Consider the following 20736-nt stretch of genomic DNA (forward strand, 5'->3'; position numbering starts at 1 on the left):
ATGTAAAGTTAAAAAAAGTAAAGGATGCTTTGGCTTTTTTTTCAAATAGTATGGATTTGTCTTTTTGAAATTTGCTTTTTGCTTTATTAATATCTTATATTTGCGATCTAGTTGGGGGATTAGCTCATTTGGCTAGAGTGCTTGCCTGGCAGGCAAGAGGTGACCGGTTCGAATCCGGTATTCTCCACAAAACAAAAACCGTAAAATCTTTTAATTAAGAATTTACGGTTTTTTAGTTTAATAATCTTTCTGCTAATTTTTCTTTAAAAATCGAAAGCTTTCTTTTTTTACCTCCAATTGTAATTCATTTTCTTTTTCAACAAAATTCATTTCGATAATTGCTACTTTTCTAGGTGCTTCGTTTGTAGCATTGAAATGCGTATGAAAAACATACTGCAATTGGTTGTCTTTGTCTAAAAATAAATCGCCGTGACCGGTTCCGTTTTGTCCAATTAAATTTCGGGAAATAATGGGGCTTGTTGTTGATTTTTTCCAAGGGCCTAATGGACTTTTACTAGTTGCATATCCTACGGCATAATCCGGATTTCTAAAATCATTTGCCGAATAGATTAAATAATACAAACCGTCTTTTTTCAATACTGTAGGCCCTTCGGCAACTGGCCAGTTCCCATTTTGTGTGTTTTCCCATTGCAATTCTGCAGCGATACATTCTGTAAGTGTTTCTGGTTTTATACTTAAAAGATCATCGTTTAATTCGGCTACAAAAATTCTGTTACCATTCGTAAGTCTAACGTGATACAAATATTTTTTACCATCATCATCTATAAAAACAAAAGGATCAATTTGCTTGACTGGAGCAGCTAATGGTTCTTTAGATACACTTCTGAAAGGTCCAAGCGGACTATCACTTGTTGCAACAGCAATATTTTCATTGGCTGTATACATCATGTAAAACTGATTGTTATACTTCAATATTTGTGGAGCCCAAAATCCTTGCGAACCAAATACATCTCCTTTTTTAAGTGCAAGACCACCTTGAGCACCCACGGGTCCTTTCCAGTTTTTTTGATCAGAAGAAGTATAGACTTGAAATCCTTCTCCGTTTAGCGGGCTGTTTCCAGTAGTTGTTCCATACAAGTAATAGGTGCCTTCATTATAAAAAATGGTAGGGTCAGCCAGAAAAATATCTTTTAATACAACAGCAGGTGGAGGTGTTATTTTGGTTTCTTCTTCTTTTTGTTGTGAACATGAATTTAAACTTAGTCCTATAAATAGAATGGTGTATATAAAATTCATTTGAGTTGGTTTAGAATTCATTTATTTACGAATTGAAAATTGATAATACGAAACCGTTTGGTATTTTTTTCCTGGTTTTAAAGTAATGGATGGGAAATTAGGTTGATTGGGCGCATCCGGAAAGTGTTGTGTTTCTAAAGCGAATGCCGTTCTAAAATCATCTTTTGCTCCTGATTTGAACGTGTTTTGACCTTGCATAAAATTCCCGCTGTAAAACTGAATCCCAGGTTCAGCAGTATAAATACCCATAGAAATCCCCGATTTGTCTCCGGTGATGGTTGCGGCATGATTGATTCCGTTTTTGATAGTTCCGTTTAGGACATAATTATGGTCGTATCCTTTTCCGAATTTTAATTGCTCGTTATTAGCCTGAATACGTTCTCCAATAGTATGCGTTTCAAGAAAATCGAAAGGTGTTTGGGCAACATCTTCTAATTTTCCAGTTGGAATTAAACCTTCATCTACCGGCGTGTATTTATTGGCAAAGAGTTGTAATTCATGGTTCAAAATGGTCCCGCTGCCTTCCCCATTTAAATTAAAAAAAGCATGATTGGTCAAATTAACAATCGTTGTTTTATCAGTGGTCGCTTCGTATTCCATTTTTAAGGTTTTATCAGCCGTAATGGTGTACGTTACTTTTACTTGCAGATTACCCGGGAATCCTTGTTCCATATCAGGAGATTTATAAGTTAAAACTAAAGTATGTTCGTCCGTTTTCTCCGCATTCCACACCACATCCTGAAAGCCTTTTTTCCCGCCATGCAGCGCATTTTTACCATTATTTAAAGGAACATTGTATTCTTTTCCTTCCAAGGTAAATTTTCCTTTAGCGATTCGATTTCCAACTCTGCCAATGGTGGCTCCAAAATAAGGTTCTGTCGATTTTTGAAATCCGGTAACGCTGTTCATTCCAACCACAACATCCGTTAGCTTCCCGTTTTTGTCAGCTAACCACAATCCTACTAATCGTCCTCCGTAATTGGTGAAAGCCGCTTTTAAACCGGTATTTTCAATCCAATATAAGTGCGTATTTTTATTATCTATTACAGCTTCAAAATTTTTATTTTCTAAAAAAATCTGAGCCGAATCAGTAGTTGTTTCTTGATTCATTTCTTTTTGAGTTGAATTATTGTTTTTATTTTCTTTGCAAGAAACCTCAAATACAGCAAGAATAATAACTGCGTAAATCTGAATTTTTTTCATTTTTTTAAATTTTATATCGTTTTAATAAAAAACTATTCGGCAGGAATTTCTAATTTCGTTCCTTCACTAACAGGTTCCCCAAATACTGGAAATCCATTCGAATCCCAGTTTATTTTTTGCATCCTTGGCGCTCTTTTATTCCCACAACCTTCTCCGGGATTAGAGTTGGCATGGTACAAAATCCAGTCTTCTTTTCCGTTTGGTGATTTGAAAAACGAATTGTGTCCGGGAGCAAAAACTTGGTTTTTTACAGATTGTTGGAATAATGGTTTTTCTGATTTTACCCAAGAAGAAGCATCGAGTAAATCTCCATTTCCTTGAAAATGCAACAAACCCAAAGCATAAAAATCAGTCCAGCAACCGCTTGCCGAAAACACAATAAATACATTGTTATCGTGCATCAAAAACTGAGGTCCTTCATTGACATTTACCTGAGACGGATTATTCGGGTCGTTTAAAGCACCGTGCGTTTCCCAATCGAAAGTCGGTGATGAAATCAAAACCCGATCGCCTTCTATCTCACAAGGATTTTTCATTTTTGCGATATAGATATTCTGCTGTCCGTTAGTTTCTCCTTCCCATCCTGCCCAAATCATGTAAAGACTATTTTTATACGAGAATACATTTCCATCAATGGCCCATTTATCAGTTTTTGCGGCTATTTTTCCTTTAAATTCCCATTTCCCCTGAAAAGGGTCATCTGATTTATTTTCTAAAACATACATTCTGTGGGTAGCATTATCTCCATTGTCGGCGGCAAAGTATACGTACCACTTGCCATTGATAATATGAAATTCTGGTGCCCAAATATCTCCGGAATAGTCTGTGTCTTTTGGCGCTGTCCAAATGGTTCTGCTCTCTGCATTTTTTAAATCGGCTAAACTTTTTGTTTTCCATAAAACCAACCGATTTTGCAAGGTATGGGTGTAATAATAATATCCTTTGTAATACGTGCTATAAGGATCCGCACCGGATGGTAAAATAGGATTTGTAAACGTTTCTTCTTGTGAATAGGTTTCCGAATGACAACCCGAAACAATTATAAGTACAATCAGTATTAAATATTTTTTCATTTCAATTATTTTAGTTTGATTAACAGGGCATTCACTTTTATTTTTTTGAAATATTTAAATTTTACAAAATCTGCCGAATCTGCTTGTCGAAATTTTCACGCAGACCTTGTAGATTTACGCAGATTTTAAAAGCAAATACCCTACTCGATTAATGATTTAGAGCATCAATAACCTCTTTGTTAATAGCGCTAACTTTTTGGAAATCCATTTTGTCTACTTTTCTGTCATACGTCATAAATCCATTTACTTCGCCTTCTACATCCGTTGTTTGGGTATAAACTGCCGCAGAAAATCCAGTTTTAACTAATTTTTTCAGCTCATTGGCATACTTAATATACTCATTGGTTACTTCGGTAGCGTTTTTGAACTTGATATACCCCCAATTGTCGTTTGCTCTCCACAAATGACCTTCCAAAGGCAATCCAATTCCACCATATTCGCCTAAAACGGTAACTCTACGCGCATCATAAAGATACAATTCCGGTCCGGGATAATTGTGTAAATCCAAAATGTCGCCTGTTTGAAAATGATTTCCTCCACTGGATGAATTGACTAATCTACTTGGATCGTGATTCTTGGTCCACTCCGTAATTTCAACCGTTTTGAATTGTCCCCAAGCCTCATTAAAAGGTACCCAAACTACAATACTTGGATAAGAATACAAATGGTCCATAATCTCTTTCCATTCTTTTTTATAAATTTCTTCCGATTTCGGAGTTCTTTGCAATTCAGTACCTTCAAAATATTTTTTATTTTGCCATAAAGGTTGTTCGTCACCACTTGGCATATCTTGCCATACCAAAATTCCCAGTTCATCACAATGCGTATACCAACGATCTGATTCTACTTTGACATGCTTACGAATCATATTAAACCCTAATTCTTTGGTCTTAACAATATCATATTTTAAAGCTTCGTCAGTAGGTGCGGTATACAATCCGTCTGGCCACCAACCTTGATCCAATGGGCCATACTGGAAATAGTCCTTGTTGTTTAATTGCATTCTAAGGACGCCATTTGCATCTCTTTTAGATCCAATTTTTCGCATGGCAAAATAACTTTTTACTTGGTCTACAACTTTCCCGTTGCTAATCAATTTCACATTGGTTTTGTATAAAAAAGGAAATTCTGGCGACCATAATTTTGAATTATTTAAAACAATTTCTAAATTTTCTCCAACGGAAGCTTTTCCGGTTGCAATTGTTTTTGAATCCTCATAAACCGTTACTTCTATTACATCTCCATAACTCGCTCCTGTAACTTCGGGTTTTATATTAATCACATTCTGATCAACATTTGGAGTGGTTCTAATCGTTGTAATGTTCTTTTTATTTACAGGTTCGATCCAAACTGTCTGCCAAATTCCCGTAACCGGCGTGTACCAGATTCCTTCCGGGCTTTTTACTTGTTTTCCTCTTGGCTGAGGCCCATCATTTGAAGGATCCCAAACTTTTACCGTTAATTGCTGCCTTTTTCCAGTTATAAAAGGCGTTATATCAAAAGAAAATGGAGTATAACCGCCAGTATGGGAACCTATTTTAACGCCATTCAACCACACTTCGGTTTTCCAGTCGACTGCACCAAAATGCAGTAAAATATTCTGACCTTTCCAATTCGATTCTATGGTAAAACTCGTGTCATACCAAAGCTCATTTTTAGCGCCAACTTCTTTCATCACGCCAGACAAACTGGATTCTACTGCAAATGGTACTAAAATTTGGCCATCATATTTTGCAGGAGCTGATTTCCCAACTTCTTGAATAGCGTAGTTCCATAATCCGTTTAGGTTTTTCCATTCCTTGCGTTCCATTATAGGACGAGGATATTCAGGAAGCACATGATTAGGATCTACTTTATTTGCCCATTCTGTTTTGATTTTTTCTCCAGCGGGTTTCCATTGTGCGGATAGTGACAATCCTAAGCATAAAAAGAGAATTACTGTTGCATTTTTTTTCATCTGTATTTATTTTATTTTATGAGCACGCATCACTAAAATTGATGTGCTATTTTTCTATTTCTGTTACTAAATAAATTACCAGACTATTTAGAATAGTCTGGTAATTCCCAAAAAAACTAACCTAATCAACCACCTTTATGTGAATTCTTTAACCATTAAAAATTCACTGGTTTTTTACATTTCTTTATCTATTAATTAGCCAACTTTAAGGTGGACCAAGAATACGGTTTATCATTTATATTGGTTGCAATACCTTCTATATAACTATTTGCTCCTTTTTCCCTAAGTTCTATATTGCAACCCATTCTGGTTTGTTTTGCAGGCATTCCGCCTAATACTATCCAGGGAATTTTGGCTTCTATTCGATACCCATTTGTAGTTTTGACTGTAATTGTTACAACTCCTTGTGAACCCTCTAATTTTTTCCATTTGCTGTTTTCTCCCTCATACATTGAAAAAATAGTGGACTGTCCTAATTCTAGTTTAAAAATGGAACTTCCTGGACCTATTAAATTTTTATTCTTAGGGTCTAAATACAAATTCAAACCATCACTTCCTGTCAAAGCATCGGTACTTACAATTTGGCTGTCTTTTACTTGGGCAAAGGCATATAGAAATTCGGTATCATACGTAAAATTAGCTTCTAATTGAGTGCTGCTTTTTTGACCAATAAAAACAGGGCTTTCTTTTTGCCAAACCGTTTCATTGTTTAGTCCGTCTATTACGGCTGTTTCTTGTGCTGCATTAATCTCAGGTAAAACATGCCCTTTTATCATCCAGATTTGTGAAGAATTTGAAAATTGGTTCGTGCTGGTTAAAGCAACTACGGTATCATCATCCAAAACTGTAATACTGTTCCACAAAGCTGATTTTCCGATGGAAATTAAAAACGGAGTAGATTTTCTATTAAAATTTTTAGCGTCATTAGTCCCAATAGCCACTTTCATATCGGCATTATTAATATCATTTGTCGATCTGTTTTCGGTTCCTTGATAAGACATCAAAACTTCTCCCGTACTGATTTGTGACAGATACGGAGCGCCCGCATAAATTCCGTTACTCAGCACTTCTTCCAAAGCATAATTTCTATTATTGCTATTTGCATCGACTGGTTGTTTCCAGTTTTCGGAAATAGAATTTCGGATTATATAGGGTTTAAATTGATTCTCAACGCCATTATCTTCAATAGAAAAAACAATTTCTGTTTGGTTTTTTAATAGAATCGGAGAAGGCATTCCATCTCTTTTTCCGGCTCTGAAACTTACAATTTTTGGTGTTGTTGACCATGTTAATCCATTATCCGAAGAACGAATTAGAGAGATATTTTGCTCATTCGAATTGCGATACACATTTTCATTGGAAAAAAACAATTGAATTTCGCCACTTGGAATTTGTAACGCAGAAGGTTCCCAACAGCCATTTTCAAAATCAGAACTGGCTTCATATACGATTTGATTTTCTTTCCAAGTCAAACCTCCGTCATAACTTTTAATCGTGTTGATAGAAAATTTTTCGGTGCCGTTCCCTCCTACAATTGGTCTTGGATTATAACAAATCAAAATAGAATTATCTTTTAATTGTAAAATATCCGGAGTAGTCATATTCACCAAAGCATTCCCAGAGACCACTTTAATGGACTCGCTCCAAGTGTTGCCAAAATCACTGCTCGTTTTTACTAAAATCGCTCCGCCGGATTCATAAGTGCAGATTAATTTCTTGTTCTTTAATTCCACTAATCTGGCGTATCCATTATAATCGATACTGTTTTTATCCGAAACTTGAATTAAAGAGTTGTAGTCCCAAGCAATTCTGATGCCTTCGACAGCTGGTTTGGACGCAATATTTTCTACAATTGGTTTTTCATCAATCACATTTGGAGAATCACTACAGGAAAGTAATGGAATGAAAATAAGTCCTAGAAATACGTGATTTATTTTTTTCATTTTTTACTTTTTTGGATTCGATTCTGTTTTGTTTATACCAAATTTTTGCACCAAACTATCATACTCTTTTGTAGAAATAGAAATCATACAACCATGTCTTGCTTTTTCCGGTAAACTGTATTTGTCCCAGTCGCTATAAAAAGTGTATCCCGATGCTTGAAACCAAGGACCGTTTAAATTATCTGAAATTGATAATCCATAAGAAACTCCAGGATATTGCTCGTAATACATATACCAAATTTTATCGTCGGGAGATGGGATTAGCATAGGTGCTTCCCTAAAATTTGGACTAATTGATTCTTGAGGCAAGGAGTAAGGTCCTAATAGCGATTTTGATTTAGCAATTCGAATAGTTTTTCCCGTTGTCCAATATAAAGTTGGGTAGGTTTCATCTTTTAGAATAGCATAATAGGAATCCCCCACTTTTCTGATGAAGACATCAATCGTTCCCATGTCCCAATCAAACAATCGATTTGGAGTCCCTTCAAAAGTTTTTAAATCTTTTGACAACACATAAAGTGTTCTTTGGCTTGCCCAATAGGCTTCTGGATCTTCTTTAGACCCTTGTTTGTGAGGGGTGTGCCAGGTTAGCATAAACTTTGCGGAATCTTTGTCGTAATATAATTTTGGAGCGCCTATTCTTTGCAATGCGTTTGAATAATCAGGAGTGCTTTTTAAATCTGGCGTATAAACAGCGTGTTTTTTCCAAGTAATCAAATCATCAGAAACCCATATATTAATTTCTGGTGACTCATCGCTGGTATTTCCTGCTATATAATAGTTGCCGTCCGGACCTTTGCAAATATCCGGATGTCCTTGATATTCCGGAAAAACTCTTTTACCATTGTTTAAATTAGTCCAATGTAAGCCATCAAGACTTACTGAATAGTACAACCTCCCATAATCCGTATGCGTCATGTGCGCAAACAAATAGGCTTCATTTTTCGCTTTTGAACCGTTTTGTATTTGTCCCGGCGGATTAGGTTGCTGCGCAAATAATGCTGTTTCTAACAATAAAACGGCAATTAAAAAAAGCATATTTAGGATTCTGTTTTTCATTCTTTTTGGTATTATAACCCTATTTTAAGGAATCAAAATAGGGTTAGTTTTTTTAGCTTATTTTATTTATTATTAGCCTCAGAAGTCATCTTTTTTATAAAATCTGTTTCTGATTTTTTATACGGCGTACCGTCAGTATGAAATACTTCGTGAAACCATAATTTTGGTTCCGAATTGTATTTTTTAGTCCAACTGTCCCAAGAGTATTTCGTTTGGCTTTTGCCATCAACAAATCCCCAATTAATCATTCCTACATTATACTTTCTTGCTATCGGTAAAAACCCTTCAAAAGTACTTCCGTTTGGACGCGCCATATATTCGGTACATAGCAATGGTTTTCCGTAGCGTTGCAATTGTTTGATTACTTTTTCAAAATCTTTTGGTGTATTATAATTGTGAAAAGAAATAATATCCGATTGTTCCAATTGCAGTTTATGCATCGGTTGCATTTTAGTTTCATCGCTCCAATCGCCAACCCAAACTCCTGAAGTCAAAGGCTGTGATGGATTACTTGATCTTGCCCACTGAAATGCTTTTTCTAAAAGAGGCAATATCAATGCTGGTTTATTTTTAATTTCTACCGCTTCATATGATGGTCCGGTCATGTTGTCCGGCTCATTCCAAACATCCCAAGCCAATACACGATTATCATCTTTAAATTCAGCTATGGTTTCTTTTACATATTTTTCTAAACGAGGATATTGTGTTGCATCCTGTAATGCTTTTTGACCAGGACTTTGTACCCAACCGGAGTTGTGAACATGGGGTTTTGGGTCGCGTTGTTTACCCGATTTTGGAAACGGATCCCAACACGAATCGAATAAAACAAATACAATTTTGATATGGTGTTTATCAGCAATTCCTAAAAAGGTGTTCATTCGTTCATAAAGACCTTTAGCATCATCCTTGTGTAACAAATCGTGCAAATAAACACGCATGGTATTCATTCCTATTTGCTCAGCCCAACCTAGTTCTTGATCAATTCTTTTAGGATCAAAAGTTTCCTTTTGCCACATTTCCAGTTGATTTATTGCTGTACTTGGGTTATAATTAGACCCTACAAGCCACGGCTGTTTTGCATACCATGAATTTGCCTGTTCTTTAGTCCAAATTTCTCTCTTATCTACAGATTGTTCTGCTTGATTTTTTTTATTATTTGCTTCTGAATTGGTTTTGGCTCTGTTACAACTAAGTAATAGCATTCCTACCAACATAAATGCCAGATATAGTTTCGTTTTTTTCATTATAAATTTTCTTAATTTGAACAAGTCTGCGTTAATTTTTAGGGAATGATTTTACGGTCATTCCCTAAAAAATTAAAAGTTAGTATTCCGGATGTTGACTTAAATTAGGGTTATTATCAACTTCAACTTGAGGAATTGGTAATCTTTGATTTTTACCAACCTTAAAGTTTTTAAAATCAGGATCACGCAATGAAATTTTATCCACAGCAGCTTGAGTGTCTAAATCTCCCCAACGTTTTAAATCTTCCCAACGAACACTTTCGCCAGCCAATTCTAAAACGCGTTCCATTTTTAATTGTTCCAAGAATTTAGCTTTATCATTCCCAATTTCAGGATGCGCAGCTACTAAAGTCCCCATGTTTACACGAGCTCTTACTTTATCTACATATTGGTAGGCACCAGCTGTATTTCCTGTTTCGTTCAAGACTTCCGCATAACGCAATAAAATATCAGCATAGCGAATTAATCGATAGTTTACTTGACTGTAATAATCTTCATTATCTCTGTAATAATCTCTACTGCCTTTTCTGAACCAAGCTTCATTTGCTCCCCATTGCCAAGTTTTATTGTATGTTTTGTCTCCAAAATCGGCTAATAAATCAGGATAAAACAAAGTGTATTTTAATCGAATATCTAAACCACCGTCTTTGTTTTTTTCTTTTTTGAATGCGTCTACTAACCAAAATCTTGCTTGTCCGTCTGACCATCCGATACTTCTTGGGGCAAAAAATTGAGCACGGTTACTGGAAACAGCAGCACTTGGACCTTCGTCAGTTCCGCCTTTTCTTTGGTCTCCAAACTGAATTTCAAAAACAGATTCGCTGTTGTTTTCATTTACAGCGGTAAAGTTATCTCTGTAATTAGCGACTAAACTGTATTTTGCTCCAGCACCAGAAATTAAATATTCTAAAGCTGTTTTAGCTTCTGTCCATTTGTGTTGTTGCATGTACACTTTAGCAAGCATCCCTTTTGCAGCACCTTTGTCTGGTCTTCCTGTTTGATCCCCTGCCCATTCAGTAGGTAAATCAGCATAAGCATCATTTAAGTCTTTTTCTATTTGAACCCAAACTTCCGTGATATTTTTTTGCTCTGGACGGTCATTTGGTGTTGATGGCTCTAAAACGATTGGAATATTTTCCCAAAGTATGGCTGCATAATAATAGTGTAATGCTCTTAAAAATTTTGCTTCAGCTAAAATTTTCTTTTTATCTTCTTCATTTTTGAATTCGATTTTTGGAACATTGGCAAGAACCTGATTGCATCTGAAAATAGCTTTATAGGTATCTCTCCAGGTTACGCTGTTTCCTTCCCAAAAATTATAATTGATGTAATTAAATCGTGTCCAGTCTGCTAATTCTGTCCAAGGACTTTGGCTGAAGCCCTCATCGGATGTTAGATCCAGACGAAAATAAATCCATCTTGCCCACAAACCATCTTTGTAAAACATGGCATAAACAGAATTTATTCCTGCTTGTGCATCACTTTCTGTAGCCCAATACTGACCTGTTGTTAATGCATTTGGATTGCTAAGTTCAAGCTCATTATCGCATGAAGACAAGGATAAGAGAAAAACTACGGTTATTAAAAATATTTTTTTCATTATGCTTTTTTTTAAAAATTAAAAACTAAACTCCATACCAAATGAATAGGTTTTCAGGTTTGGAAAAGAACCTATATCGGCACCTCTTTCAAAAATATTACCATTACTAAATTCAGGATCTAACCCTAAATATTTTGTAATTGTAATCACGTTTTGAGCAGATAACGAGAATCTTGCGTTTGTTAAACCTACTTTCTTTAAAAGATTTTCAGGTAGATTATATCCAAATCCAATGTATTTTAGTCGAATAAAATCGCCGTTTTCTAAAAATCGATCACTATCGCCTCTTGAATTCAATGTAGTCCCTTTTACAATTCTAGGAAAATCAGTATTTGGATTTTCAGGAGTCCAAGGCTGAATTCCTGTTCTGTAATTACTGTCATCATCAAAACGGTCAACCGTACTTCTAAATCCATTATAAACCGTAGCACCGTGTGATCCTATCCAGTTCATAGAGAAATCAAACCCTTTGTAAGAAGCTCCTGCATTGAATCCCATTTCAAACTTTGGCCATGGACTGCTTACAATTGCTTTATCTTCATTCGTAATTTCGCCATCATCATTAATGTCTTTGAATCTAATATCACCTGGTTTTGCATTTGGCATAATTACAGTTCCATTAGAATTCACATAACTTTGAATTTCTTCTTGATTTTGAAATAATCCGTCCGTTTGTAATACATACCACATCCCTACAGCATTTCCGGCTCTTGTGATTGTATTTCCTTGAATACTTTCGTTTTGTCCGTTACCAAGAGAGATCAATTTATTGTTTAGTTTAGTAAAATTTACTGAGGCATTAAAAGAGAAATCATTTATTTTTTTGCTGTAACTTAAATCAAATTCAAATCCTTTATTTTCAACAGTTGCGGCATTTGAAATAGGATTTCCTCCGTCATTACCCGTTGTCATTAATATTGGAAATCCAAATAACACATCTTCTGTGCGAGCAACAAAATAATCTGCTGTTAATCGTAAAGAATTATTCAGCATTCCTAAATCCATTCCAACATTGGTTTGTTTTAATTTTTCCCAACGCAATTCAGCATTTGCTAATCTAACTTGAGTGGCTGATGGATATAAAGTTTGACCATCCCCAAGAACAATAGCACCAAATCTATTTATAAAACCTTGGTATTCATAGTTACCAATGTTTCCACTTCCTAATTCACCATAACTGGCTCTTAATTTTAAATCGCTTATAAAATCAACATTAAAAAAAGATTCATTGCTCAATCTCCATCCTAAAGAAACCGAAGGAAAATTACCCCATTTATTGGCATCACTAAATTTTGAAGAACCGTCACGTCTGAAAACAGCATTAAATAAATAGCGATCATCATAATTGTATTCCAGTCTTCCCAAATAAGAAGCTAATGCAGCTTCGCTTCTAAATCCACCAACTTCTGCTTGATCTCCTAAATCCAAAACATCAAAATATTGACCTGTTCCCGGATTAATTAAAAGATTTCTTTTGGTTCCATAAATTTGCTCGTAGTTGTCTTTTTGAAATGTTTGACCCACTAAAAGCGAAAGATCATGTTTCCCGAATTCTTTTTTAAAGGTCAGTGTGTTTTCAAACAATTTAGTTTGTGAACGACCTTTATTTTGATTTGCAAATGACTGCTCATAAGGCTGATTTAAAGTCCAATTCCCCAGTTTTCTAATAAAGTTGTAACTATCAAAACTTGTTTCGTAACCAAAATTAAAACGATACTTTAAAAAAGAAGCCAATTTCAATTCAGACCATAAGTTTCCTCTAATTCTAAAATTTTGATTTTTAGCATTTATTAAATCTGCAATTGCAATTGGATTTGTTCCAAAAGTATTTGCGACTCCTTGTTTTCCATAACCATACCCTCCTGGATTATCTTCATCATAAACCGGTATCGTAGGCAATAATCTATAAACATCAATTATTGGATTCCCAGACATTTCATCGGTTTTTGAATTACTGATAGCCAAGTTCTCTCCAATGCTAAAAATCCCTTTACTTCCGCTAGAGTTCACTCTAAAAGAAACGCGGTCAAAACCGGTAGATTTTATAGTTCCTTCATTTCCAAGATAGTTTGTTGACATAAAAAAAGTCGAATTGTCTCCTCCACCAGAAAAACTAGCGTTATAATCCTGAATTAACCCTTGTTGAAAAACTTCTTTTTGCCAATCTGTGTTAACACCAAGATTTAAGTTTTGCCTCGGAATACCTGCATTATCATAGGCTTGAAAATTGAATTTAGAAAACTCTTCAGTTCCCATTAAATCATATTTTGGCATACTTGTGATACTCGTTTTAGAAGAAACTTCAATTTTCAAAGGACCTTTTTTACCTTTTTTAGTCGTGATAATAATTACCCCGTTAGCAGCTCTGGAACCATAAATGGCAGCAGCGGACGCATCTTTTAAAACCTGAATTGTTTCAATATCATTTGGATTAAAATCTCTGTTAGCTGTAGTAATTAACCCATCAACTACATAAAGTGGGTTTGTATTTTGAAGATTTTTCAATCCACGAATTTCGATATTAGCTTCTTGTCCAGGTCTTCCTCCACCTCGAACCTTAACTCCCGTTACTAATCCTTGCAATCCTTCGGCAACTGTGGTAACTTGTCTTTTCTGAATCTCATCGGCTTTAACGACAGAAATAGCTCCCGTCAAATCTTTCTTTTGCTGTGATCCGTAACCTACAAGTACAACTTCGTCTAAAGCAACTGCACTTTCTTCGATTGAAATATTAATTGTTTTCTGATTCTTTATAGCTATTTCTTTTGTTTTGTATCCTTGGTAAGAAACTATAAGTGTTTGATCGGATTTAGCAGTAATAGAAAAATTTCCGTCAAAATCTGTCACTGCACCATTTTGTGTATTCTTTACAAGAACATTGGCAAAAGGAACAGGATCTCCGTGAAGAGCAGATGTTATTTTTCCCGTAATTTTAATTTGCTCTTGAGCATACCCTTTTTGTAGCAGTAAGCTAAAAAAAAGTAAGAGGCAATATCTCTTCTTTAAAATTTGGTTGATTTTTGTTTTCATTGGTTTTTCATTTTAAATAGTTTTAATTTATTTAGTTTGGTTTATTAAATGATTGGGAGATTTCAATCGTCTCTTATTCGAACAAAAAAGCAATTCATATTGTTTTCCAATAAAATTTGGTTCATTTTTTTTATAAATTAATAATGTGAATTTTTTATTGATTTTTTTTATAGATATAATAATTTTAAAGCCAATAAATTATCAATATCTTTTATTTGAAAATTCAAAATAGGGCATTTTAATTCAAAAAAAATCTATTCATTTGTGTCAATATTTACTGGAAATGGTGCAAATTCTTGTTTTAGAGCTATAAAATTAGAGTGTTGCAACATTTGGAATATAATTGAGACGATTCGTTGAAGTCGGTATTTAACATCAAAACCATAAACATGCGTAAATTCTTATTTTTTTATATTTTTTTAGTTTTAACAATAGATTCTCTGCAAGCGCAAGAGTATTATTTTAAGCATTATCAAGTAGAAGAAGGACTCTCAAATAATACTGTTTTATCATCATTACAGGATGAAGATGGCTTTATGTGGTTTGGCACAAAAGATGGTTTAAACCGGTTTGACGGCTATCGTTTCAAGACCTACCGAAGCAATTCAGACCCAATTCATAGTTTAGGAAGTAATTACATTCAATCCTTACATGAATATAAAGGTATAATTTGGGTAGGAACGGATAAGGGATTGTATAAATACGATAAAAAACTAGATCGTTTTAGTATCCTAAACGAAGCAATTAATGATCGAATAGCAGCAATTGAGCATGATAAACATGGTAATATATGGTTTATTTCAGGCAATATTCTCTATAAGTATTCCACTGCAAAAAACGAAACCACTACATTTAATCCAAACAATTATTTTATAGCTACTTCTATTACAAGAGATGCAAAAGGAGGAATATGGGTTTCTTCATTAAACAAATTATATCATTATTCAGAGGAAAGTTTATCATTTGAAACCGTTCCCTTAAATTATAATAATCCATCTTATAGAATAACGGTAATTTACGCTTTAGACAAAAACAACATTTTAATAGGCACACAAGATCATGGTGTTCTTTCCTACAATCACATAACTAAAAGTACGTCCTCCCTACCATTTGCGACAAAAGACCCTTTGTTTGTAAGACAATTCAAAAAAAAGGGGAAAAATGAAATTTGGATAGCAAGCGAATCAGGTGTTTATATTTACAACATTAAAACAAAAAAATATATCAATCTAAAAAAAGACTTCAATGACCCTTTCAGTCTTTCAGATAATGCCGCTTATTCTATAACTATTGATAAAGAAAATGGGGTTTGGATTGGGACTTATTTTGGAGGCATCAACTATCATCAAAAACAATACACACAGTTTAAAAAATATTTCCCTAAAAACAATCAAAATTCTATTAGCGGAAGTGCCGTCAGAGAAATTCACAAAGATGATAACGGTGATTTTTGGATAGGAACTGAAGACGCGGGACTCAATAAATTTAATCCAAAAACTCAGGCATTCACTTCTTATAAACCAAATGGGAGTCCAAGTTCAGTATCCTATTACAATATTCATGCTTTACTGCCACGAAAAGAAAATATTTGGATTGGTACTTTTGAACATGGTTTAGATGTTTTGGATCGCAAATCAGGAAAAGTAATCAAACATTACAACGCAGGGACTGAAACAGGAGCTCTTAAAAGTAATTTTATCTTTAGTTTCTATGAAACCCGCAACAAAGATTTTTTGGTACAAACTTCCGTAGGAATTTACAAATACAATTCGATAAATGACAATTTTGACATTTTAAAGAATTTCCCTGAAAACATGCATTATACCTCATTTATGGAAGATAATGATGGAAATTACTGGGCCGGAACCTATAGAGACGGGTTATTATTTTACAATTCTAAAAATAAGAAAAAAGAAATTTTCAGATACAATTATAAAGATGTTAAAGGAATAAGCAACAATTCTATCAACTCCATTTTTGAAGATAGTAAGAAAAATTTATGGATTGCCACCGAAAACGGTTTAAATTTATTTGACAAACAAACAAGAACCTTTACCAAATTCAACACAAAAAAAGGATTCCCAAGCAATGTTTTCTATTGTATTTTAGAAGATGACAAGCAAAATTTATGGATAACAACCTCTAAAGGATTAGTGCAGTTTAATCCTAAAAACAATAGTATTAAAATTTACACAACCGCTAATGGTTTATTAAGTGACCAGTTCAACTACAACTCAGCTTACAAAGACACTAATGGAGATATGTATTTTGGTAACTTAAACGGAATGATTAGCTTCAATCCTAAACATTTTAGTAAAAATAAATATGCTCCAAAAATCTTTATAACCAGTTTACAAATAAATAATCAGGAAGTACAAACAAACGATATAGACTCTCCCATAAAAAAATCCATTTCGCACGTAGACGAACTAGAACTAAACCACAATCAATCGTCTTTTAATATTGAATTTGCGGCATTAAATTATACCGGAGCTGAGCTAACAGAATATTGGTACAAATTAGAGGATGTAAATAAGGATTGGGTCTATTTAGAAAGAAACAATAAAGTTTTCTTTACGGAACTTTCTCCTGGTTCTTATGTTTTTAAAGTAAAATCACGCAATAGTTTTGGTGTTTGGAGTAAAGAAATTGCTGTTAAAATAAAAATACTACCGCCGTTTTGGGCAAGTACTTATGCTTATCTATTGTACTTTATGTTAATCTGTTATGGCTTGTTTATGATTATTCGTTATTCTAATAATTTAAGCCAAGAAAAAAATGACAGAAAAATTAAACATCTAAACGACGAAAAAGAAAAAGAAATCTATCAAGCCAAGATAGAATTTTTCACCAATGTTGCCCATGAAATCAAGACACCATTAACACTTATCAAAAGCCCTTTAGAAAAACTTTTAAAGTTTGAATATCAAACTCCTGAGATTCCGCAAAATCTCTCCATAATGAAAAAAAACACCTCAAGATTATTAAAACTGGTAAATGAACTTTTAGATTTTAGAAAAACAGAAATTGGTGGTTTAAAACTAACTTTTGTTGAAGTAAATATTTCAGCATTGGTCCGAAACATGCATTTAAGATTTAGCCAACTCATCGAAGAAAAAAACATTGATTTTGAATTAGAATTAAGCGATAAAGACATTTATGCTTTTGTCGATAAAGAAGCCTTAAAAAAAATATTGAGCAACCTATTCAATAACGCCATCAAATATTCTGAAAACAAAGTCATAGTGAGTTTGATTAGAGATGAAAAAAAATTAGAACTAATTGTCAAAAACGACGGAAAATTAATCCCGAGTAATTTAAAAGATAAAATCTTCGAGCCCTTTTTCAGAGTTGATAATATGGATACTAATTCTGGAACCGGAATCGGGCTTTCTCTAGCTCATTCGCTAACACAACTTCATCATGGTAGTTTGCAATTGGTTTTTTCTGAACCAAAAATGAATGTTTTTGAGTTTATCGTCCCTTTGCATCAAGAAGAGGAATTTATGCTTTATGACGAACTGGCTAAAGAAACCAACAGCAATGAAAACGAAATAATAGAACCCGAAATAAAAAGTGAAAAAACAACCATTTTAGTTGTTGAAGATAATGAAGATTTATTGAATTTTATAACCAAAGAATTGCTGTCTTCCTACGCTGTTTTAAAAGCCAACAATGGAGAAACAGCACTTAAAATAATTCACAATGAAAATATTGCATTAGTGATAAGTGATATAGAAATGCCCATTATGGACGGAATTACGCTGTGCAAAAAAATTAAAACCAATCTAGAAACAAGTCATATCCCAGTGATATTACTAACCGCTAAAAATTCCCTTAAATCCCAAATTGATGGATTAGAAGTTGGGGCAGATTCGTATGTTGCCAAACCTTTTTCTATGGAATACTTAAAAGTTCAGTCTTCAAATCTAATCGAAAACAGGAAACAAATAATGAATTATTATGCTAGCTCTCCTCTTTCTCATATAAAAAGCATGGCACACAATAAGACAGATGAAAACTTTTTGAAAAAATTAGATGAAGAAATTATAAAAAATATTGCAGATCAAAATTTAAGCGTGGAATCCCTTTCTGAAATAATGAACATGAGCAGATCTACGTTGTATAGAAAAATCAAGGATATTTCAAATATGAGCCCGAATGAATTAATCAACTTAGTCAGGCTAAAAAAGGCTGCCGAATTACTATTAAATAAAGACTATAAAATGTATGAAATTGCAGAAATAGTAGGCTACAAATCCCAAACCAGTTTTGGCAGAAATTTCCACAAACATTTCAAAATGTCGCCTTCTGATTATATTTCTATGAATAAATAAGCATTCTTACATTTACTTTCTTCATAAAAAAACCGTAAATCCTTTAGTTAGAATTTACGGTTTTTTTAGTTTTTGTGCGATTAGCTTCTTTAACCAAAGAATCTAATATTCCAGTTTCCCCACATGTCGCATGATGCGGACAATTTTAGATTTTCTATTATTGATATAAGATGAAGAACTTGTTGCCGAATATTTTCTTGGATTTGGTAATATCGCAGCAATTCCTGCTGCTTGTTGTGGTGTCAAACTAGAAACATCTTTTCTATACCAGTGTTGTGCTGCAGCTTCTGCGCCATAAACCCCATCACCCATTTCGATACTATTCAAATATACTTCCATGATACGTTTTTTACCCCAAATAGTCTCTATCAAAACGGTAAAATAAGCTTCCAGTCCTTTTCTTAAATAACTGCGTCCTTGCCAAAGAAATACATTTTTGGCGGTTTGTTGTGATATCGTGCTTCCTCCTTTTATTCTGCGTCCTCTTTCGTTGCTGTTGTATGCTTTTTGCATCGCGGTAAAATCGAAACCATTGTGTTTCAAGAAAGTTCCATCTTCACTGGCAATCACCGCTTTTTGTAAATTAACTGATATATTTTCAAGTGGTTCCCAGTCATGACTAAAGTAATTTTCTTTCCCAGCCATTTTATTTTCAATGGCACGAATCACCATCAAAGGAGTAAATGGTACCGGAACGAATTTAAAAAGCACTACAAAAAACAAAGAGATTCCCAGAAACCACAAGAAAACTTTAAATAAAAAACGGGTTAATTTACTCATAAAAGTTGTCGGTTCTTTTTTTGCGGGTTGTTTTGATCTTTTTGGTGTTATTTTCGTTGCCATTATACTAATTCTGCTAATTCTGTTCCTATTAAACTTCCTATTGCAACTCCCATTCCTCCCAATCGTACGCCACAAAATACATTATCCGATAGTTGCGAAACGATAGGATTCTTGCTGTTGCCAATGCCCATGATTCCGCTCCAACGGTGTGCAATTTCGAAATCCTGATTCGGCAAAATTACTTCTTTTAATAATTGTTCCAATTTTTTTTGTACAATTTCTGTTTGCCCAAATTCGGTAGTTGTTTCCGTCTGAAAATCAAGGTTTCTACCCCCGCCTAACAATATTCTGTTACCAATATTCCTGAAATAATAATACCCTCTATCCAAATGAAATGTCCCTTTTATATCTAAATTTTTAATTGGCTCAGTAATCAAAACTTGTGCTCTGGCAGGTTTTACCGCTCCATCAGTAAGTACGTTTGCAAAACCATTCGTAGCAAACAACAATTTTTTAGTAGTGAAATTAAAATTGCCAAGCGCTACTTCTACATTATTTCCTTTGTCTAAATACGCTGTTACCGTTTGTTGGTTTAGAATCAAAATATTTTCATTAATCGCTTGTTTCAACAAAGCCTGCATCATATTTCCAGTATCAATCTGCGCTTCAAAAGGATTAAAAATCAAATATTCCTGAATACCGCCAAACCCAAAACGATCCACTTCTTTGGCAAAAACATCGGTTTTAAAAAGTGGTCTTAAAATTTCATTGATGAATGGTAATTTCCCAACGCATTCGCTATAACTGTTTTCATCCGTATTCAAAAACAACTCATAACCGCCGTAAGGCTTGAAATCAATTGTATCGTCACCAAGTCTTTTTCGCAACAACTGCAGCCCTTTCCATCGTTTCTGAACGAGATTGACAACTTCCTCTTCCGAATGGGATTTTAAATCATCTATAATTTCCGAAAGGCTTCCAAAACAGGCAAAACCGGCATTTTTAGTACTGGCTCCTTGCGGTAACATCCCTTTTTCCAGAACAAGAATTTTACTGTCAGGGAATCTTTCGCGCAAGCGTAATGCAGTGTGCAAGCCCACAATACCGCTCCCTACAATCGTATAATCTACGTCAGTAAACCAGTTTTTTAATTCCCAATAGCTCAAATCCATGTCCAAATATTTTTTATAAAAATAATGATTTTTGGGATTTATTCTGAATTTATTTCAAGAGCTAATCCCGCTATCCGT

Annotated in this window: 12 protein-coding genes and 1 tRNA gene; 2 read left to right on the forward strand and 11 right to left on the reverse strand. The window is 34.3% G+C overall.

Annotated features, from left to right (window positions below):
* Nucleotides 1-113: 113 nt before the first annotated feature.
* Nucleotides 114-187: transfer RNA gene (locus ACM55I_RS11460), tRNA-Ala, on the forward strand.
* Nucleotides 188-252: 65 nt separating this feature from the next.
* Here ACM55I_RS11460 and ACM55I_RS11465 read toward each other — a convergent pair.
* The 9 genes from ACM55I_RS11465 to ACM55I_RS11505 all read right to left on the reverse strand — a co-directional run bounded on the left by ACM55I_RS11465 (nucleotide 253) and on the right by ACM55I_RS11505 (nucleotide 14366).
* A complete protein-coding gene (locus tag ACM55I_RS11465; protein WP_416846937.1) occupies nucleotides 253-1257 on the reverse strand; it encodes a glycoside hydrolase family 43 protein in 1005 nt (334 codons plus the stop codon).
* Between the two features lie 21 nt (nucleotides 1258-1278).
* Nucleotides 1279-2460, reverse strand: coding sequence for an aldose epimerase family protein (locus ACM55I_RS11470; protein WP_416846939.1), 1182 nt, complete (start codon nucleotides 2458-2460; stop codon nucleotides 1279-1281).
* Nucleotides 2461-2492: 32 nt separating this feature from the next.
* Nucleotides 2493-3533: a glycoside hydrolase family 43 protein gene (locus tag ACM55I_RS11475; protein WP_416846940.1), complete on the reverse strand. Its 1041-nt coding sequence runs from the start codon at nucleotides 3531-3533 to the stop codon at nucleotides 2493-2495.
* Between the two features lie 148 nt (nucleotides 3534-3681).
* The gene (locus ACM55I_RS11480; RefSeq protein ID WP_416846942.1) at nucleotides 3682-5490 is read right to left on the reverse strand and encodes a glycoside hydrolase family 2 protein; all 1809 of its coding nucleotides are present in this window, start codon (nucleotides 5488-5490) and stop codon (nucleotides 3682-3684) included.
* Nucleotides 5491-5681: 191 nt separating this feature from the next.
* A complete protein-coding gene (locus tag ACM55I_RS11485) occupies nucleotides 5682-7433 on the reverse strand; it encodes an exo-alpha-sialidase (RefSeq protein ID WP_416846944.1) in 1752 nt (583 codons plus the stop codon).
* Nucleotides 7434-7436: 3 nt separating this feature from the next.
* On the reverse strand, nucleotides 7437-8492 hold the full coding sequence (locus ACM55I_RS11490) for a glycoside hydrolase family 43 protein (RefSeq protein ID WP_416846945.1): 1056 nt from the start codon (nucleotides 8490-8492) through the stop codon (nucleotides 7437-7439).
* 62 nt (nucleotides 8493-8554) lie between these two features.
* Nucleotides 8555-9736 (reverse strand): glycoside hydrolase 5 family protein, encoded by a 1182-nt coding sequence (locus tag ACM55I_RS11495; protein WP_416846946.1) that lies wholly within the window; start codon nucleotides 9734-9736, stop codon nucleotides 8555-8557.
* A gap of 79 nt (nucleotides 9737-9815) precedes the next feature.
* The gene (locus tag ACM55I_RS11500; protein ID WP_416846947.1) at nucleotides 9816-11336 is read right to left on the reverse strand and encodes a RagB/SusD family nutrient uptake outer membrane protein; all 1521 of its coding nucleotides are present in this window, start codon (nucleotides 11334-11336) and stop codon (nucleotides 9816-9818) included.
* A gap of 18 nt (nucleotides 11337-11354) precedes the next feature.
* Nucleotides 11355-14366 (reverse strand): SusC/RagA family TonB-linked outer membrane protein, encoded by a 3012-nt coding sequence (locus tag ACM55I_RS11505; protein WP_416846948.1) that lies wholly within the window; start codon nucleotides 14364-14366, stop codon nucleotides 11355-11357.
* 389 nt (nucleotides 14367-14755) lie between these two features.
* Here ACM55I_RS11505 and ACM55I_RS11510 point away from each other — a divergent pair, with 389 nt between their 5' ends.
* The gene (locus tag ACM55I_RS11510; RefSeq protein WP_416846949.1) at nucleotides 14756-18703 is read left to right on the forward strand and encodes a hybrid sensor histidine kinase/response regulator transcription factor; all 3948 of its coding nucleotides are present in this window, start codon (nucleotides 14756-14758) and stop codon (nucleotides 18701-18703) included.
* A 102-nt stretch (nucleotides 18704-18805) separates the two neighbouring features.
* On the opposite strand, the gene mtgA is transcribed toward ACM55I_RS11510, so the two are convergent.
* Nucleotides 18806-19546: a monofunctional biosynthetic peptidoglycan transglycosylase gene (mtgA, locus tag ACM55I_RS11515; protein ID WP_416846950.1), complete on the reverse strand. Its 741-nt coding sequence runs from the start codon at nucleotides 19544-19546 to the stop codon at nucleotides 18806-18808.
* On the reverse strand, nucleotides 19546-20658 hold the full coding sequence (locus ACM55I_RS11520) for an NAD(P)/FAD-dependent oxidoreductase (protein WP_416846951.1): 1113 nt from the start codon (nucleotides 20656-20658) through the stop codon (nucleotides 19546-19548). The genes mtgA and ACM55I_RS11520 overlap by 1 nt, the downstream gene beginning before the upstream one ends.
* Nucleotides 20659-20736 lie beyond the last annotated feature (78 nt).

The organism is Flavobacterium algoris (assembly GCF_048158525.1).
GTDB lineage: Bacteria > Bacteroidota > Bacteroidia > Flavobacteriales > Flavobacteriaceae > Flavobacterium > Flavobacterium algoris.

What these genes read in the sequence shown, in the direction of transcription:
- ACM55I_RS11465 (WP_416846937.1), bottom strand. Translation starts at nt 1,257, where the DNA reads ATGAATTTTATATACACCATTCTATTTATAGGACTAAGTTTAAATTCA.
- ACM55I_RS11470 (WP_416846939.1), bottom strand. Translation starts at nt 2,460, where the DNA reads ATGAAAAAAATTCAGATTTACGCAGTTATTATTCTTGCTGTATTTGAG.
- ACM55I_RS11475 (WP_416846940.1), bottom strand. Translation starts at nt 3,533, where the DNA reads ATGAAAAAATATTTAATACTGATTGTACTTATAATTGTTTCGGGTTGT.
- ACM55I_RS11480 (WP_416846942.1), bottom strand. Translation starts at nt 5,490, where the DNA reads ATGAAAAAAAATGCAACAGTAATTCTCTTTTTATGCTTAGGATTGTCA.
- ACM55I_RS11485 (WP_416846944.1), bottom strand. Translation starts at nt 7,433, where the DNA reads ATGAAAAAAATAAATCACGTATTTCTAGGACTTATTTTCATTCCATTA.
- ACM55I_RS11490 (WP_416846945.1), bottom strand. Translation starts at nt 8,492, where the DNA reads ATGAAAAACAGAATCCTAAATATGCTTTTTTTAATTGCCGTTTTATTG.
- ACM55I_RS11495 (WP_416846946.1), bottom strand. Translation starts at nt 9,736, where the DNA reads ATGAAAAAAACGAAACTATATCTGGCATTTATGTTGGTAGGAATGCTA.
- ACM55I_RS11500 (WP_416846947.1), bottom strand. Translation starts at nt 11,336, where the DNA reads ATGAAAAAAATATTTTTAATAACCGTAGTTTTTCTCTTATCCTTGTCT.
- ACM55I_RS11505 (WP_416846948.1), bottom strand. Translation starts at nt 14,366, where the DNA reads ATGAAAACAAAAATCAACCAAATTTTAAAGAAGAGATATTGCCTCTTA.
- ACM55I_RS11510 (WP_416846949.1), top strand. Translation starts at nt 14,756, where the DNA reads ATGCGTAAATTCTTATTTTTTTATATTTTTTTAGTTTTAACAATAGAT.
- mtgA (WP_416846950.1), bottom strand. Translation starts at nt 19,546, where the DNA reads ATGGCAACGAAAATAACACCAAAAAGATCAAAACAACCCGCAAAAAAA.
- ACM55I_RS11520 (WP_416846951.1), bottom strand. Translation starts at nt 20,658, where the DNA reads ATGGATTTGAGCTATTGGGAATTAAAAAACTGGTTTACTGACGTAGAT.